The following is a 15,351-nucleotide window of genomic DNA, read 5'->3' as shown; positions in this document are numbered from 1 at the left end:
TTATGGACGCCCCCTATTCCATCATCGTTGACTCTCCTTGTGAGATCACCAAAGAATTCGCCGAGCAAAACGACCTTACCGTCCTGCACTTCACCTATACGGAGGCAGACAAAGAGGACGGCGGCCTCTCGGGCACCGACAACCTCTTCAACGCCAAGACTGCCCATGAGTTCTATGACGCCATGCGTCACGGCGCCTCTCCCATGACCAGCCAGCCTTCACAGTTGGAGTTCGAGGAGTGCTTCCGCCAGGTGGCCAAGAGCGGCAAACCCGCCATTTACCTGGCCTTTGATTCCGGCATCTCCGGCTGCTACGAGGGCGCTTGTACCGCGCTGGAGCGCGTGAAGGAAGACTATCCTGACATCCCCCTCACCATTGTGGACACCAAGCTTGCATCCACTCCTTTGAACCTGCTGGTGTACGAGGCGGTGCGCCAGCGCAACAAGGGCCTTTCGATGGAGGGCCTGGCTCAATGGGCGACCGAGGCTCACAACTTCATCCACACCCTCTTTATGGTGGATGACCTCAAGGCTTTGGCCCGTGGCGGCCGCATTCCCACCGGCATTGCCTTTGTGGGCACCAAGCTCGACATCAAGCCCATGCTCACCATCGCGCTGGACGGCAAGCTGGAGCTGGTAGGCGTGGCGCGCGGCCGCAAGAAGGGCATTCGTCGCCTGGCCGACAACTACCTCAAGAACCACGAGGAGAACACTCCGGTGTGCGCCATTGGCAATGCCGATTGCCCTGCCGACGTTCGCCGTCTGGAAGACCTGATCTCCCGCTCCGATGAGAACACTCTCTTCTTGGAGAGCTTTGCTGGCCCGACCATCGGCTGCCACGTAGGCCCGGGCTTCATGTCTTGCTGCTTCTGGGGCGCAGACAAGCGCGGCACCATGGCAGTGCCCGATAAGATCGCCAGCCAGGTGGAGCACGAGTAACCTTAACGGAGCATGCGCCAGGCTCTTGCGCACTCAAACCCACGCACCCTCCTGCTTGGAAGCGTTCCAGGTAGGAGGGTGTGTTTCTCGGCAGCTTGAGGATTCGGGGGGGCTGACAGGCGCCTTCTGGGATGCTAGCGCACGCGGTCTTCCCAGGTGCGCAGGGTCTCCTCGCGCAGGAAGGCCTTGAAAGGCGCCAAGTCTCCGGTGGAATCAAAGGCTTCCAGGGCCTCGTAGAAGGCGGCTTGGTCGCTGGCGTAGACGCACACTGGCGGATGGCCGCCGGCCAGCAGGATGAAGTTGGCCAGGTCGCGGGCCACGCGGCCTGTTCCCTCGGAGAAGGGGTGGATGGAGACCAGCGCGTTGTGGAAGTAGGCGGCGCAGGTGAGGGCGCGCTTGGGAGTGAGATTGGGGAGCTGAGCGCACACTTCGCGGCAGAGCTCCCGGGTGAGCAGAGGGCAGTCTTCAGGGGAGGCGCCCACCTCATGGGTCTCGCGCACGATATAGTCGCTCAATTTATATTTGCCCGGACGCTCGCCATCTGCAAGCTGAGTGGGGCTGTAGGTGCCATAGGTCAGCGTGCGATGGAGCGAGAGCACCAGCGATTCGTCCAAGGGGCGGCAGTACGCAAGGGCGTCCAGCATCCAGAAGAAGGCCACCCGCTGGTTGGCGATAGAGATGAGGTTTCGCACGGGGCCGGTGTAGTTGGTGACGCTGGCATGCTCGAAGACCTGGCTGGCTTCTTGAAAGGTGATGTCGGCACGCTCGATCTTGGCCGATTGGTAGGCAAACTCCAGCGCGAAATCTGACAGCTCGTAGTTTTGCTCTTGATGCGAGAGCGAGGACCACCAAGACAACACGTCGTCGTAGGTAACCGGAGTCTTGCGAGCCATGGACAACCTCCTCACACGGTGCTTTGACATCTATGATGACAAAACCAGGTGGGCGATAGGGCGGCAAATGGGGGAACGGGGTGCTTTCTTTACAAAGGATGAGGGAGGGTCTGGAGAAACCGTGGTGAGCTCGTGGCGGCTCTAAGGAAGTTATTCAACTGCGAGGTTTGCGACCCATACTTACCTAAGGACGCTCTTTTAGAGAGGGCACGTGAGGCAGGCAGTGGCAGAAGGAAGGATGATCGTCCATGGCGCTCACCCGGAGAAATTTTTTATGTGGCGCGGCTGGCTTGGCAGGATTGACCCTTGCGTCGTGCGCCCAGAACCCTGCTCCCGCTGAGGAAGACTCTGCTGATCAGAAAAAACCCAAGGTAGACGTGCATGCCTTTGATAAGTTGGCACTGGATGGCTCTGCGTGGAACTACGACGAGGAACACGACGTCTACTATCAGTTGGGATTGCCTTATGTGCTTGATCCCGTAGCAAGCCTTTACCAAAAACTCTCTATCTATGTGCCTGGCGCCTATTTTGAGAGCAAGGCTCATGGCGCCACCTATGAGTGCCATGTGAAAGAAGACAGCCAGGTGGCTGAGATCCCTCAGGCCTCTGCGCCCATTCTTTTGCCCATTAACTGCGGCGACTTTGGCCCGCAGATCGCAGCCAGCACCTATAGCTACGAGGGCCTCAAGACCTATCTGGACGCTGGCTGCATCTATGTATTTGCGGGATGCCGCGGCCGCTCAGGAGGCTATGAGTCCAAAAACCAGCTGGAAGGCGACGGGTCCTTTGACGGCGGCATGCCTTGGAACATCACCGACCTCAAAGCAGCCGTCCGCTTCCTTCGCTATAACGCTGCCGCTCTGCCCGGAGGCGCCCAATCCATCTATGGCATGGGGTTAGGGGCTGGTGCAGGCATCGCGTCGCTTATGGGCGTTTCAGGCGATGCCCCTTGTTTTGACCTCTATCTTAAGGAGGACGGCGCGGCCCTTTGGGATGGCCGGGGAAACCCGGTCTCAGATGCCCTTACTGGCGTACTTGCGTGGACGCCGGTGGTAGACCTTACCCATCAAGATGGCGCCTATGAGTGGCTCTATGGGCGCTTCTCTCAGAGTGAGAGTCGGGCCACCGATCTTTGGACCTCGGCGCTCTCTCAAGATCTGGCAGGCACCTACGGCCCCTTTGTAAACGCGCTGGGGCTCTCTTCAGGCTCTGGAGAGGACGCTCGAGAGCTATCGCTGGTAGAGACTGGCGACGGTCTTTGGAGCGATGGCGGCTATTACCAGGAGCTTCTCTCTCAGCTGGAGGGGGCAGCCACGCAGTTTTTCGAGCATGCGTCTTTTCCTGCCACGCTCTCAGCCTCTATCCAAACCAGCGCGGGGTTCCCAGGCGGCCAAGCTACTGGCGCCGACAGCCAAGCCATCGCTGCCAACGTGGCCCAAAGCGCTACGGGCGAGGCAGTGTCGTCTGCCCCGGCTATCTCGGTGCCTTCTGTGGCAGCCTACTTGGCCACCCTCAACAGCACCAGCCAATGGCTCTCCTACAACCCCTCAGATATGGTGGTGCGCATTGCCGATTTGCGCAGCTTCATCCAAGCCTGCGCCCCTGCCAGTCTGCCTTGCACTGCCTTCGATGGCATTGAATGCAAAACCGACGAGAACCAGCTCTTCGGGACCGGGACCCATGCGACGCTGCACTTTAGCAGGGATATCTACGAGCTGCTCAACCACAACCAGAGCACCTATGCCACACTTTCTGGCTGGCAGAACACCTATCCGGGCGATTGGGGCGTCGAGCTTCTTGAGAAAAACGCCCAGGGCGCCACTGTCGAGCGCCGGGGGCAGATGGCCAACGCCTTTAACTATCTGGTAGGGGAGACCGATCTTCTCGGCAGCGCGAAAGTGGCTCCTCAGTGGCGTATCCAGGTGGGTCTCGCGCAGTCGGTGGTGCCCTTTACCTCGGGTATCAATTTGGCCTGGTGCTTGCGCTCCACTGGGGCTGCCCAGCAAGTAGACCTCACTTGCGTATGGGGCGGCGGCCACGACCTATGCGAAGTAACCGGCGCTGCTCCAGAAAACCTGGTGAACTGGATCAAGGAGCGCATCCCTCAGGTGGATGAGTCCGAGCGCACCCAATAGCGTCCCACTCGCCCTAGGACGGCAAGCTAGAGGCGCATCACAAAGCCGCTTATAAAGATTGCCCAGCTGAGCGCCGCCATAATCCCGCTCAAGGCCAAGGGGGCGGCTGCAGCTGCCCTGGCGCCTGCCCAGGAGCGCGCTTTTTGGGCGAGGTGCGTAGCTGGGCCGCTGCCGAAGTTGAGGCAGATGAGCAGGAACGGCCCCATCTCAAAGAGCAGGTAGCGCACCTGGAGCCCCAGCACCAAGGGTGCCCCCAGATTGGTGTAGTTGAGGTAGAGGGCGGTGGCCATGAGGCAAAAGCCCAAGAAGATGCCGATAAAAAGGCTCCAGCGATAGCGGGGCTGAGCACCGAAGTCATCTGCTTGGGTGCGGTCTGCCACCACGGACCAAGCCAAACAGCCTATGAATGCTGCCGAGAAAAGCGGCCATCCAGAGGGGATGGGCAAGTAGCAGAAGTTGATGAAGAGGTTGGCGAAGAGCTGGAAGGGCGTGAATACATTGATGAAAGAGGCCAAAAGGATGAGAGGGTAGGCCCAGAGATGCTCCAGGATGAAGCGGAGCTGCCCTAGGCTGTCGATGCTGGTAGAGCCGCCACGGGTGTCAGGGGCGATGGAGGCATTGTCAAAGAGATAGGGCACCACAAAGCTTGCCAGTAGCCCCACTACGCAGAGCGTGGCCGCTCCAATCCAGAGGACTCGATCCCGCGGGCGCTTGAATTTGCAGCGCGGCATGAATAGGAAGAGAAGGGCTGCAGGCAAAAAAACCGCTTTGGTGTAGGTGCCGATGACCCAAGGCGCCAAGATCCAGGCAGCCCTACCCAGGCTCAAGGGCTCATGGGGGGTCTGCAGCTCTTTGGCAAAACTGGCGCCGGCTAGAGAGAGCAGGGCGATAGCGCAGGGGTCGTAGGAGTAATTGGCAGCCATGAAGAGCAGGGTAGGGGTGAGGCCAAAGACCAAAAGGATGCGCCTTCCAGAGACCAGCCGGCTCATGGCCAGTGCCATGAGCGCGATATAGGCAATCATGTTGGTGAGACGCCCGCAGAACAGCTGCACCGAGAGGGGCGCCCCGCACGCCTGGGCTAAAGCCAGCCCCAGCGCATTGGGGAGCCGAGTGGGCTGCAGCGAGGTCTCGGGAGACTCCTCTTGAGGAAAGGTCACCTGGTCCCAGCGATCCATATAGGCTTGCGCTCTATCCAAATTGCCATCCTGCTGGATAGTGGACCAGTTGGCCGACCAGTCATCCTCGCTGGTACCCCAAGGAAAAGGCCCCACGTTGTAGATGCCGTCAGGGTCGAAGTTGGTGAGTTCTCCTACCGATAAGAGCCTCTCTTGGCCTGCAGCAATGGCTGCCGCGCTGCGGTAATGGGCGTACCCATCCCAGCTCACAGAGACGATGGCAGGCATGAAGCAACAATATAGGAGGCCCAAAGGAGCGGCGATGGCCACAAAGCAGGCGATAGGACGGCCAGCCAACTGGCGACCCTTGAGAACCCAAAGCCCTATGCTGGGTGCGAAGAGCGCCCAGAAAAGGGCCAAGCGCCAAGGACAGCCCAAAAGGGCGCAGGCGACCCATGTCACCAGGGCTATGAGCCCCAGGAGGGAGCCCAGCCAGAGGCGGGGGTGGTTCTCGGTAATAGTTTTTATAGAAGCGACGGACATGAAAACTCTCTTCGTGCCAAATGAGATGCGGGCTCTGGAGCAGGTGACGTCCTTAAGGCCCTAAGGAGACGGTGCTGGATTGCTTGAATGGTAAAGGCGGGTATTCTGTAGCCTAAAGTGGCCTTTGACCCCTTTGGCATCCCTGATTTCAAGGTATCAGCATCCTGGGTCAAAATGGGTCTAAGAGTCGCTGCGCACTTAAATGACACCAGAGGCGCTTGGCTGCGAGCACCTGAGATGAAAAGAGGACGCTCATGTACGGGCTTATTGCTGAGGGACACTTTGATGCCGCTCACTTTTTGGCAGACTATCACGGCAAATGTGAAAACCTCCATGGCCACAGATGGCGGGTGGAGGTGACGGTGGAGTCTCAAGAGCTGGGTCAAGAGGGCACAGAGCGATCCATGGTGGCGGACTTCGGCCGCTTCAAGCGAAGTGTAGCTGCGGTGTGCGATGAGTTCGACCATAGGCTGCTGGTAGAGCAGGGCACGCTCAAGCCCACCACCGTCCAGGCGTTGGAGTCAGAAGGTTTCGCCCTGGAGGTGCTGCCTTTCCGCACTACGGCAGAGAATCTGGCCCATGAGATCTTCTGCCGCCTGGAGGCCAAAGGATTGCCGGTGGTCCAGGTAGAAGTAGATGAAACGCCGGCCAACCGCGCGTTTTTCCGGCGCTAGGAGGGTCGAGGGGCGATTCAATACCCAAGATGTAGGAGGGGGCGTCGCGGCGTGTTAGCGGCGCTCCTGCCTCTCTTGGGCCTCTTCGCGGTTGTCGTCCAGCGCCACTTCTTGGGCCAGCTGGTCCAAGCGGTATTTGAGCTGGGAGATCTTGGCAGAGTCGCGATATTGGCGCAAAAGCATGATGGCGATGACGCCTACCAGGATGAGGTTTGAGGGCGAGACAAAGCCCAAGAGGTCGCTTAGCCAATAGATGGGCTGAGGGAAGATGGCGATGAGCACCAGCAGGGCCACGAAGCACACCCAAAAGAGCGAGTCTTCAATTTGGATACGCTGCTTGCGAATGGAGCGGCAGATCATCAGAAAAGTGATGGCGGCTCCTAGAAAACAGACGAGGCGCAGAGGGATTTCCACGGATGACTCCTATCGAAACCACTGGAAGAGCAGGATGTTTAAGCAGGTGCGAGCCATATAAAGTATGGCTTTGGTGGGCTTGAGGTAGCTCTCGCCGGCCATACGGTCGCGCATTTGAGCGGGCACTTCGATGACTTTGGCGCCGCGCTTGCGAATGAGCAGTGCCACCGCGTCTGGCTCGGGCCCAATGTCCATGCCGGTGGCGTAGGGATCGAACATGTCTTTGGAGAACATGCGCATGCCGCTGGTGGGATCTGTGATGGTGACGCCGGTGGTGATGCGGATGAGCCAGGAGATAAGCGCATTTCCTACGTGGCGCAGGGAGCGGCCGCGCTCGCCCTCCAAAAAGCGGCTGGCGATGACGATGTCTGCCTGCTGGTCTTCCATGGCCTTGGCCATGGGGGCAATGTAGTCCGGCAGGTGCTGGCCGTCTGCGTCAAACTGCACCACGGCATCGTAGCCATTGCGCAAGGCATACTTCATGCCTGCCTGAAAGCCAGAGGTGAGCCCGCAGTTCACCGGCATGTCCAAGTGGTTGTAGCCCCTGGCGTCGCAGATCTCGCCAGTGCGGTCGCGGGATCCGTCGTTGATGATCAGCACATCGATCCAAGGGCAGGCAGCCTTAAGGCCGTCGACGGTGGCCTCCAGGCTCTCTTCTTCGTTATAGGCGGGCACTACGGCCAGGATGTTCAACAGGGGACCACCTTTGCTCAAGAGTCGCTTGCCCACCCATCCTAGCATTGTCCATTGGTAGAGAAGCGTTTATCCGCAGGTCAGACAGCTGTCTATGAGGTTTCCTCATAGTCTTTAAGATGAGAAAAATCTTTCATTATATCCAGTGCTACAATGAATGCAAGGGAAACGGAGGAATTGTATGTATTCAGTCGGTGATTTTATCGTCCATCCCGGTCAAGGCGTCTGTCGCGTAGAAGCAATCGACACTTCAGACACCCCCACCTATCACCTCATGCCCACCCATGGCCGCAATCCCATGCTCATCAAGTATCCCGTGGCGTCAGAGGACAATCTGCGTCCGGTGGTCTCTGCAGAAGAGGCCAACGGCCTTATCAACAACATCTGCGAGATGGAGCTCGACCCGTTCACTGACCGCTCTGCCGTTCTTGAAGAGAAGCATTTCAAAAAGGCTATCCGCCACGGTTCCTGCAAAGACGTGGTGCGCATCGCCAAAACCTTCCGTAGCCGTATCCAAGATGCCCAGTCCTCCCATAAAAAGGCCCCGGTCATCTACGAGCGCATCTACAAAGAGGCTCAGGAGCGCTCCCTCTCTGAGCTTTCTTGCGCACTGGACGAATCTCCCGATCAGATAACGGCTCGTTTTCAGGCCGCCCTCTCTTAGCCATTTGCGCACATCCATCCTATAAGCTAATAGCAGACACGCCTTAAGGCCCCGCCAATCCGGGGCCTCTCTGGTAATAAGGAGGATCTCATGGAAGCTGTCTCTGCCACCCAAGGCCGCGCCATTCTCACGGTGCTTGGCTCTGACCGCGCAGGCATCGTTGCCGCCATCACTCAGGTGCTGGCAAACCACGACGCCAATATCTTGGACATCTCGCAAACCATCCTGCAGGGCATCTTCACCATGACCATGCTGGTAGACCTCACCGCCGTCAGCGTGGAGTTCGACGCTCTCAAAGAGGAGCTCGATGAGGTCGCCAAATCCCTAGGCGTGCAGGTAATGCTCCAGCGCGAGGATGTGTTCCGCTTCATGTATCGCCTCTAAGGAGCCCCTATGACTCAAGACGCGACCTATCGTTTGGCAACGCCTGGCACCTATCGTCCGGTGATTCCCTCGGCAGCCACCTCAGCCCTGCTTCACGTGATGGATGTGAGCCCCATGCCCTCCGTCTCGCTGGGCCGCCCGCCAGTGAGCGACGGGCTTTACGAGGGCTTCTTCTCCATCGACGCCATCGACCCAGAGCTTTACCGCCACTATGGCGTGAAGCGCGGCCTTAGGAATGACGATGGATCAGGTGTGGTGGCTGGCCTTACCACCATCTGCAATGTGCACGGCTATACCAAAGATGAAGCCGGTATTCATGCCGATAAGGGAGACCTCATCCTCCGCGGCTACTCCATAGGCCAGCTGGTGGAGGCGGCCCACGCCGAGGATCGCTTTGGTTACGAGGAGCTTTCCTATCTCCTGCTTACCGGCAAGCTGCCCTCTGCAGCCCAACTGGCAGACTATAACGCGCGCATCGACGCGCGCCGCTCGCTGCCCACAGGCTACCTGGCGCTCTTCCCGCGCACCACGGCCTCCAGCTCCATCATGAATGTGCTCCAGCGAGCCACGCTGCTGCTCTACGCCTTCGATGAGAACCCGGATGCCACCGATCCCGAGCATGAGATCGACGTGGCGCTCTCGCTTTTGGCAAGGCTGCCGCGTATCGCCGCCATCGCCTCCAACGCCTACAGCGCCGAGACCAACCAGACTCAGCTGCGCATCCCTCCCATCGAGCCAGGCCTGTCCATGGCAGAGACCATCTTGGACGTGCTTCGCGGCGAGAAAAACTACAGCCATGAAGAGGCCATGGTCCTAGACTCGATGCTCATGCTCCATGCCGAGCATGGCGGCGGCAACAACTCCACCTTCACCTGCCGCGTGCTTTCCTCCTCTGGCACCGATCCCTACTCGGCCTATGCCGCTGCCATGGGCTCGCTCAAAGGCCCCAAGCACGGGGGTGCCAACTTCAAGTTGGGCCAGATGATCGACGACGTGGCAGCCCACGTAAAAGATCCTACCGACGACGAGGAAGTGGTTGCCTACCTCGAGCGCATCGCCAGAAAAGAGGCATTCGACGGGTCTGGCTTGCTCTACGGCGTAGGCCACGCGGTCTATACCCTCTCCGACCCTCGCGCCGAGATCATCCGCTCCCAGGCCGCCCAGTTGGCCCAAAACAAGGGATATACCAGCCGCTATCAGCTCATCCATGCCATCGAGCGGCTGGGGCCCCAGGTGGTGCAAAAGGTGCGGCAGACCGCCAAGCCCCTCTGCGCCAATGTGGACCTCTATGCCGGCTTTGTCTACGACATGTTGGATATCCCCGCCGAGATGCACACACCCATCTTCGCCATCGCCCGCCTCTCTGGCTGGGTGGCCCATCGCATGGAGGAGCTCTATGGCGCCGGCCGCATCATTCGACCAGCCTACATCTCGGTGGAATCCCACCCCACCTACGTGCCCCTGAACGATCGTCTCTAGCCAAAGGCCAGGAGAGCTCCATGACCCACGACCCCGCCCAGATCGCCACAGGACCCCTATCCATTGTCTTCACAGACCTCGACGGCACTTTTTTAACTACCGACAAGCGCGTCCATCCCACTTGTCGCGCTGCCCTGGAGGCGCTTCAAGAGCATCAGGTGCCCTTTGTGATCTGCACGGGTCGCGCAGTCTCTGGCGTCTACCCTGAGCTTCGCGCCCTGCCCGCCCTTTCCTACATCATTGCCTGCAATGGGGCGGTAGTGGCCAATGCCACGACTTCCCAAGAGCTCCACGCCACGCCCTTGGGCCACCAGCGGGCCCGCCAGCTCTTCGATGCGGTGGCTCATCTGGACGTCAACGTCGACTTTTTCGCCGATGGCTGCGCCTATGCCGAAAAGGACCGATTCTCAAAGCTCGACACCTATGGGTTGGAACCTCACTTTTTGGCCCAAACGCGCCGCTCGCGCAGGGTGGTCGAGAGCCTTGTTGAGCTCTTGGATCAGGTGGGGCGAGTGGATCGCATGAGCGTCTACTACCACACGCCAGAGCAGCGCCGGGCGGTGCTCGAGGCTGCCGAGGCTATGGGCGGCCTTACTGTCACCTCCTCGGAATTCTGCAATCTCGAGATCAGCGATAAAGAGGCCAATAAGGGTACGGCTGCCTGCTGGCTCTGCGACTACTTGGGCATTCCTGTAGAAGAAGCCGCCGCTTTTGGCGACGGCTTGAATGACACCCCCATGCTCGCAGCCTTAGGCGATGGGGTCGCTATGGCAAACGCTCAGCCCGGAGTGGCAGACTATGCCAACCATATCACCGCCCTTATCAACGACGAGGGCGGCGTGGGCGATTATCTTTTGAGACGTCTGGCAGCCTGGGAAAAGCTCTAAGGCTGACGATTGCGCAAAGTATGCGAGAGTCCTCAGGATGCGTGCACGCTGAGCGTTTGGTCGCCCACTTGCACTTGATAAGCGGCCCCCGGCTTGATTTGCGATGAGCTAAAGATAATCAGCTCATAGGGTTGGCTTGGCTCCCAGGTCTCAACGACGGCTCCGGCTTCGTCTTTAAGGGTCACTGTGGCGCCTACCTGCTGGGACCCGGTGTTCACTGTAAGCACCCCCTGGGTGGCGGTGGTCAGGGTCTGCACCATCTTGGCAGCCCCTGTGCCTTTGAACGTGCCTCCCGTGATGGTTCCAGTGGTATCAAAATCTAAAATCGAGGGGTCTCCTTGGGTGGGACCTTCACAGGCAATGGTGCCCCCGGTGATCTCTAGGGAGCCATTGGAGTCGATGGCATCCCCTGACGCCTGGATGTCCAAGGTGCCTCCAGAAATGGTGATGGCGCAGGCAGAGCCCCGTTGTGGCTGAGGGCCAAAGGTTTTGGTAGTGCTGCCGTCGGAGGCATTGATGCCGTCATCGGCAGCCGTCAGGGTAACGGTGCCATCGGTGACATCCACCTGTGCCCCTTCCAGTCCCTCGTAGCAGGTAGAGATGGCAATGGCGCCTCCAGAGACCGTGGGGGTCCCCTCTGCATGGGCGCCATCGTCTCCCGAGGCCAACTCAAGCTCACCGCCGCTTAAGGAGAGGTCGCCATCTGAGTGCAGGGCATCGTCTTCGGCATCGATGATGAGAGTGCCGCCACGCACTGTGAGAGAGCTGCCGGCTTTTAGACCTTTGGTGCTGGCGGTGTCGCTGGCGTCTTCTGTAGATCCCGTTACTGCGCTGGTATCTGAGGGCGCTGCGGCATTTTCAGGCCCTGCAGCAGGAGGCATCTGAGCGTTCGAGCCAAGGGCTTCTCCAGAAGGCATTGCAGGCGGCATGGTGCCTGAAGGCGGCGTTTGTCCTTGACTTGGGCTGTCTTTGCCACCAAAGCCTGGGGCATCGCTGCTGTCTTGTCCGGGCCCTCCTAGACCCAAAGAGCCGTTTTGCGCGCCTGGTTGTGCCGGAGGCTCTCCGACGGCTTGGGTGTTTGAGCCGGGCGTGGCTTCAGAGGAGCCGCCACTGGTGATAGAAAGGCTGCCGTCGGCAATATCCATCCAGCCCGAGGCGCTCACGCCATCGCCTTGGCTCTCTATGTCCAAAGACCCGCTTTCCACATAGACATAGCCCAGGGAGGCATCGTCGTCATTCTCGGCATGGAGGCCGTCTTTGCCTGAGGTGATCTGAAGGCTGGCTTCTTTGATGCAAAGGCTGTCGTTGGCTTCGGCGCCATGGCTGGCTGCTTCGATCTGGTAGGTGCCGCCGGCAATGACCAGATCATCTTTGCAGTCGATGCCCTTGCCTGCTGCAGAAGTGATGGTGAGTGATCCCCCCTCCGTTGAGAGTGAGGTCGCTGCTGCTCGCAATTGCGCAAGGAGACGAGGAGCCTTCTGAGACGGCGTCCTCCGAGGTTTGGCTAAGGGACGAGTTGCCTTCTAAGGTGATAATGACCTTATCGGCTTGGGTGATAGCAAGAGGGGTGTCGGTCGAGTTAGATAGGGCGGCCTCTTGTAGAACGAGGTGGACTTTGGCATCTTGAGGGGCATCGACGGCAAGGGAGCCTTCGGCCAGTTGGCCAGAGATGAGATAGATGCCTTCCTGGGTGAGGGTCACCTGAGAGCCATCCACAGACACGCCGGGGGCCTGGGTGGCCTTATCGAGTTGGGAGAGGTCAAGAGAGATGGTGGTGTCGGCATCGTAGGCGGTGTCAGAATCGCGCTCGGTGAAGTAGGCGCCCTGAGCAGTCTGGGACGCTGCGGGGAGGGTGGGCGCAGCACAGCCTGCCAGAAGCGTGGTGGACAGGCAGAGTCCTGCCACAAGTGCGGGAAGTTTCTTCATGGGTGTCCTTTTTTGTCCGGGTTAGAGCGAAGTGGCCTCGGTAGGCTGGGGAGAGAGGCAGATTTCCAAGTTGCCGTTGCGCAGGCGAAGACCGTCAATGAGGGACTTCTCTTGAGCGCCGTCCTTAAGGCAGATCTCATAGGTGAGTTTGAAGAGGCTGCCAAGATTGCAGGTCTTCACGCGAATGAGCTGATGGGAAGTGGCGTAGGCGGCAAAGAGGTCATCGAAGATGCGGGGGTAGTCCAGGTCTTCGGGCACGGTGACGGTGAGCGTGCGATAGTGCGAGCTGCGGCTGGTATGGGTGCCAAAAGAGTTCACCAGCAAGAAGGCGGCGCACATGATGAGGGGTGAAGGCGAGCCCATAGGCTACATAGCCCATGCCGCAGATAAGGCCTGTGCCCATGCCAATAAAGAGGGCGCAGATCTTTTTGGCAGAGCCGGGCACCGAGCGAAAGCGCACCAGGCTAAAGGCGCCGGCTACCGCCACTCCGGTGCCTACGTTGCCATTCACAAACATGATGACTGCGCAGACGACTGCTGGCAGCAGGGCCAAAGTGGTGCAGAAGGTAGCAGATACCCTACTTTTAAAGCTATAGGCCGCAGCCAGTATGAGTCCCAGCACAAGCGCGCTTCCTAGGGCAATCCCAAAGCCCGCAGGACTCATTCCCAGGCTTTCTGAGGCAAAGAGGGTGGAAAAAAGAGAGGTGTCCATTGGGTGCATCCTTTCTTAGCAGGCCAGTGCCTGGAGGGTTTGAGTCGAGGGCATCGAGGCGAAGAGTGTCCAGGCGCGGCCGTACTTGGAAAACGAGGAGGGATAGAGGTGCAGCTCGGACAAGAGGCCGCTGAGCCAAAGGGGGATCGCCTGGGCGCACTTCACCTCCATAAGCACCTGGGAAGAGGGCAAAAGCTGGACGCCTGAAGCCTGGGCGTTCAGGGACAGGTGAGCGGCGCTTGCTTTGAGAGCGCGGTCAAAGGTGACACGCAGCTCAGGGCTTGAGGGGTCGTGCGCTGCAAGCGCTGCGGGCATTAAAGCGTCAGATAGGCTCCCGCCGGCACGCAGCCGCAAAGAGTCGCGCTCGTAGCTCACCACAAGTGCGGGTGCCAGCGAGTCGTAAAAAACCAGGAAACGGTCGATCTCCCGGGCGGTGGCAGAGCTTTCGGGAGCTTCGCTCTGTCCCCAGAGCCAGGCCATTGCCTGAGTGTAGCCAGCCTGGCAGCGACGCTTGTACACCTAGCCGCGATACTTCTTTTTGAGCTCCACAAATACTGGAGTTTCGCCGGATGCCGGGCCGTAGGAGCGTAGGCGCAGCTTCTCTTTGTAGGCGGGCTTCTCGGCAGATCGGCGTGCCAGCACCAGATTGGGCGTGTCAAAGTAGAGGCTGCGCACCGTCGAATGCGGCCAGCGATCCGGCTCCATGTAGAGGGTGAGGGCGTCTCGCAGTGCGGCATACTGGGAGAGGTCCAAGAGGTATTTGAGTTCGTGCCTTTGAAAGAGTGCGGTATAAGCCACAGAACCTCCTTTGGTCTGTGCAGGAGGTTAGGCATCGAAGCTTAAGCCAACTCAAAATGGCGCCACAATCTTTAAGACTTTAGGCTCGCTTTAGGTTGGCTCCATAGACTGGGCTCACAGATTGGAAGCAAAGGAGTGTCGTGAGACTGCTGATAGCCGAGGACGAAGCACCCCTGGCCAGGGTGCTAAAAAAGCTCTTAGAGAAGAGCCGCTTTACTGTGGACGTGGTGGGAGATGGCGCCCAGGCGCTTGCTTACCTTGCCAGCGGCGCCTACGATGCGGCGATCCTCGACGTCATGATGCCCAAGCTGGACGGAGTGGAGGAGGTGCGCTCTCTGCGCGCTTAAAACAATCCGGTTCCCGTGCTCATGCTCACGGCGAAAGCCGAGCTTGACGATCGCGTCACAGGCCTTGAGAGCGGCGCTGACTACTATCTTACCAAGCCTTTCGAGGCAGCCGAGCTCGTCGCTGCCTTGCACGCCATCACTCGCGGCCATGCCGAGGTAGACGGTCGTCTCGCCAAAGAAGGCGTCACGTTGGATCGCACTACGTTTAGGCTTTCTGGCCCCGAAGGGTCTTTGGAGCTGCCCAACAAAGAGTTTCAAGTGCTGGAGTATCTGATGGCCCATCCGGGGCGCATCGTCTCTGCAGATCAGCTGCAGGACCGACTGTGGGACGCCTCTTCTGCCCCGGATATCAGCGTGGTGTGGGCCTACATCTCCTACCTGCGCAAGAAGCTGGCTTTGGTAGGCGCCCCTTTCACCATCAAAAGCTCGCGCAATGTGGGCTACTCGCTGCAACCTGCAATCCTCGAGGACCCCGCGGCTTCCCCAGGCTCTCACTTCAAGGACTCCCATGATCGCTAAGTTTCGCCGACGTTTCATAGGCCTCGCCATGGCCACCCAGCTTTTCCTGCTTGCAGCCATCCTTTTGGCCATGAATCTGCTCAACTACCAGGCCATTCTCGCCGAGGCTGACACCCTTCTGGCCACGTTGGCCCAAAACCAGGGCACCTTCCCTGAGCTCGCGGCCCTACCCGGGAGACACTCCCTGCCGATAAAGGCCCCCGCCAGCCTCCCTACTCGCCGGAGCTGCC

The 15,351-nt window shown here is 59.4% G+C and carries 17 protein-coding genes and 2 pseudogenes; 9 read left to right on the top strand and 10 right to left on the bottom strand.

What is annotated here, in order from left to right; all coding sequences use genetic code 11:
- Positions 1–2: 2 nt before the first annotated feature.
- Positions 3–938, top strand: a complete 936-nt coding sequence (locus tag E5334_RS07530; RefSeq protein WP_136012972.1) for a DegV family protein — start codon at positions 3–5, stop codon at positions 936–938.
- A 134-nt stretch (positions 939–1,072) separates the two neighbouring features.
- Here the strand turns inward: E5334_RS07530 and E5334_RS07525 are convergent, their stop codons facing one another.
- The gene (locus tag E5334_RS07525) at positions 1,073–1,831 is read right to left on the bottom strand and encodes a Fic family protein (RefSeq protein ID WP_167604347.1); all 759 of its coding nucleotides are present in this window, start codon (positions 1,829–1,831) and stop codon (positions 1,073–1,075) included.
- 248 nt (positions 1,832–2,079) lie between these two features.
- Between E5334_RS07525 and E5334_RS07520 the strand changes: the two genes are divergently transcribed.
- Complete coding sequence (locus E5334_RS07520; protein WP_136012970.1) at positions 2,080–3,966, top strand: alpha/beta hydrolase family protein; 1,887 nt, start codon at positions 2,080–2,082, stop codon at positions 3,964–3,966.
- 26 nt (positions 3,967–3,992) lie between these two features.
- Here E5334_RS07520 and E5334_RS07515 read toward each other — a convergent pair whose 3' ends face one another.
- Complete coding sequence (locus E5334_RS07515; protein WP_136012969.1) at positions 3,993–5,624, bottom strand: DUF2142 domain-containing protein; 1,632 nt, start codon at positions 5,622–5,624, stop codon at positions 3,993–3,995.
- 254 nt (positions 5,625–5,878) lie between these two features.
- On the opposite strand from E5334_RS07515, the gene queD reads away from it, so the two are divergent.
- The gene (queD, locus tag E5334_RS07510; RefSeq protein WP_136012968.1) at positions 5,879–6,298 is read left to right on the top strand and encodes a 6-carboxytetrahydropterin synthase QueD; all 420 of its coding nucleotides are present in this window, start codon (positions 5,879–5,881) and stop codon (positions 6,296–6,298) included.
- Positions 6,299–6,352: 54 nt separating this feature from the next.
- On the opposite strand, the gene E5334_RS07505 is transcribed toward queD, so the two are convergent.
- Together E5334_RS07505 and E5334_RS07500 are read right to left on the bottom strand one after the other, a co-directional pair.
- Positions 6,353–6,712 (bottom strand): DUF2304 domain-containing protein, encoded by a 360-nt coding sequence (locus E5334_RS07505; protein ID WP_136012967.1) that lies wholly within the window; start codon positions 6,710–6,712, stop codon positions 6,353–6,355.
- Positions 6,713–6,721: 9 nt separating this feature from the next.
- Positions 6,722–7,405 carry a glycosyltransferase family 2 protein gene (locus tag E5334_RS07500; protein ID WP_136012966.1) on the bottom strand — a complete coding sequence of 228 codons (684 nt, stop codon included), beginning with the start codon at positions 7,403–7,405 and terminating at the stop codon, positions 6,722–6,724.
- Between the two features lie 181 nt (positions 7,406–7,586).
- Here E5334_RS07500 and E5334_RS07495 point away from each other — a divergent pair, with 181 nt between their 5' ends.
- The 4 genes from E5334_RS07495 (at position 7,587) to E5334_RS07480 (ending at position 10,819) form a co-directional block, all read left to right on the top strand.
- Entirely contained in the window at positions 7,587–8,069 is a 483-nt protein-coding gene (locus tag E5334_RS07495) for a CarD family transcriptional regulator (protein WP_136012965.1), read from the top strand.
- 90 nt (positions 8,070–8,159) lie between these two features.
- Complete coding sequence (locus E5334_RS07490) at positions 8,160–8,453, top strand: ACT domain-containing protein (RefSeq protein WP_136012964.1); 294 nt, start codon at positions 8,160–8,162, stop codon at positions 8,451–8,453.
- Positions 8,454–8,462: 9 nt separating this feature from the next.
- Complete coding sequence (locus tag E5334_RS07485; RefSeq protein ID WP_275438983.1) at positions 8,463–9,932, top strand: citrate synthase; 1,470 nt, start codon at positions 8,463–8,465, stop codon at positions 9,930–9,932.
- Between the two features lie 20 nt (positions 9,933–9,952).
- A complete protein-coding gene (locus E5334_RS07480) occupies positions 9,953–10,819 on the top strand; it encodes an HAD family hydrolase (RefSeq protein ID WP_136012963.1) in 867 nt (288 codons plus the stop codon).
- A gap of 32 nt (positions 10,820–10,851) precedes the next feature.
- On the opposite strand, the gene E5334_RS07475 is transcribed toward E5334_RS07480, so the two are convergent.
- From E5334_RS07475 to E5334_RS07455, 6 genes and pseudogenes are all read right to left on the bottom strand, one after another.
- Positions 10,852–12,273, bottom strand: a complete 1,422-nt coding sequence (locus E5334_RS07475) for a carbohydrate-binding domain-containing protein (RefSeq protein ID WP_136012962.1) — start codon at positions 12,271–12,273, stop codon at positions 10,852–10,854.
- Positions 12,185–12,745, bottom strand: coding sequence for a carbohydrate-binding domain-containing protein (locus E5334_RS07470; RefSeq protein ID WP_136012961.1), 561 nt, complete (start codon positions 12,743–12,745; stop codon positions 12,185–12,187). The genes E5334_RS07475 and E5334_RS07470 overlap by 89 nt, the downstream gene beginning before the upstream one ends.
- Positions 12,746–12,766: 21 nt before the next feature.
- Positions 12,767–13,108 carry a hypothetical protein gene (locus E5334_RS08845; protein WP_275438982.1) on the bottom strand — a complete coding sequence of 114 codons (342 nt, stop codon included), beginning with the start codon at positions 13,106–13,108 and terminating at the stop codon, positions 12,767–12,769.
- A 49-nt stretch (positions 13,109–13,157) separates the two neighbouring features.
- Positions 13,158–13,409 (bottom strand): annotated as a pseudogene (locus tag E5334_RS08925) (DUF4956 domain-containing protein); the annotation flags it as partial.
- 63 nt (positions 13,410–13,472) lie between these two features.
- Positions 13,473–13,976 carry a VTC domain-containing protein gene (locus tag E5334_RS07460; RefSeq protein WP_136012960.1) on the bottom strand — a complete coding sequence of 168 codons (504 nt, stop codon included), beginning with the start codon at positions 13,974–13,976 and terminating at the stop codon, positions 13,473–13,475.
- Positions 13,977–14,255 carry a VTC domain-containing protein gene (locus E5334_RS07455; protein WP_136012959.1) on the bottom strand — a complete coding sequence of 93 codons (279 nt, stop codon included), beginning with the start codon at positions 14,253–14,255 and terminating at the stop codon, positions 13,977–13,979. It lies immediately after the preceding gene.
- A 140-nt stretch (positions 14,256–14,395) separates the two neighbouring features.
- On the opposite strand from E5334_RS07455, the pseudogene E5334_RS08840 reads away from it, so the two are divergent.
- Both E5334_RS08840 and E5334_RS08835 read left to right on the top strand, forming a co-directional pair.
- Positions 14,396–14,719: pseudogene (locus E5334_RS08840) on the top strand (response regulator); the annotation flags it as partial.
- A gap of 9 nt (positions 14,720–14,728) precedes the next feature.
- On the top strand, positions 14,729–15,121 hold the full coding sequence (locus tag E5334_RS08835; protein ID WP_275438989.1) for a winged helix-turn-helix domain-containing protein: 393 nt from the start codon (positions 14,729–14,731) through the stop codon (positions 15,119–15,121).
- Positions 15,122–15,351: the final 230 nt, after the last annotated feature.

Origin of the sequence: Muricaecibacterium torontonense, assembly GCF_004793925.1 — a bacterium.
Taxonomy (GTDB): Bacteria; Actinomycetota; Coriobacteriia; order Coriobacteriales; family Atopobiaceae; genus Leptogranulimonas; species Leptogranulimonas caecicola.
Note: the sequence above shows the minus strand (reverse complement) of the source record. Positions and strands in the feature narration are given on the sequence as shown.

What these genes read in the sequence shown, in the direction of transcription:
- E5334_RS07515 (WP_136012969.1), bottom strand. Translation starts at nt 5,624, where the DNA reads ATGTCCGTCGCTTCTATAAAAACTATTACCGAGAACCACCCCCGCCTC.
- E5334_RS08845 (WP_275438982.1), bottom strand. Translation starts at nt 13,108, where the DNA reads ATGGGCTCGCCTTCACCCCTCATCATGTGCGCCGCCTTCTTGCTGGTG.
- E5334_RS07495 (WP_136012965.1), top strand. Translation starts at nt 7,587, where the DNA reads ATGTATTCAGTCGGTGATTTTATCGTCCATCCCGGTCAAGGCGTCTGT.
- queD (WP_136012968.1), top strand. Translation starts at nt 5,879, where the DNA reads ATGTACGGGCTTATTGCTGAGGGACACTTTGATGCCGCTCACTTTTTG.
- E5334_RS07525 (WP_167604347.1), bottom strand. Translation starts at nt 1,831, where the DNA reads ATGGCTCGCAAGACTCCGGTTACCTACGACGACGTGTTGTCTTGGTGG.
- E5334_RS07485 (WP_275438983.1), top strand. Translation starts at nt 8,463, where the DNA reads ATGACTCAAGACGCGACCTATCGTTTGGCAACGCCTGGCACCTATCGT.
- E5334_RS07520 (WP_136012970.1), top strand. Translation starts at nt 2,080, where the DNA reads ATGGCGCTCACCCGGAGAAATTTTTTATGTGGCGCGGCTGGCTTGGCA.
- E5334_RS07470 (WP_136012961.1), bottom strand. Translation starts at nt 12,745, where the DNA reads ATGAAGAAACTTCCCGCACTTGTGGCAGGACTCTGCCTGTCCACCACG.
- E5334_RS07490 (WP_136012964.1), top strand. Translation starts at nt 8,160, where the DNA reads ATGGAAGCTGTCTCTGCCACCCAAGGCCGCGCCATTCTCACGGTGCTT.
- E5334_RS07530 (WP_136012972.1), top strand. Translation starts at nt 3, where the DNA reads ATGGACGCCCCCTATTCCATCATCGTTGACTCTCCTTGTGAGATCACC.
- E5334_RS07480 (WP_136012963.1), top strand. Translation starts at nt 9,953, where the DNA reads ATGACCCACGACCCCGCCCAGATCGCCACAGGACCCCTATCCATTGTC.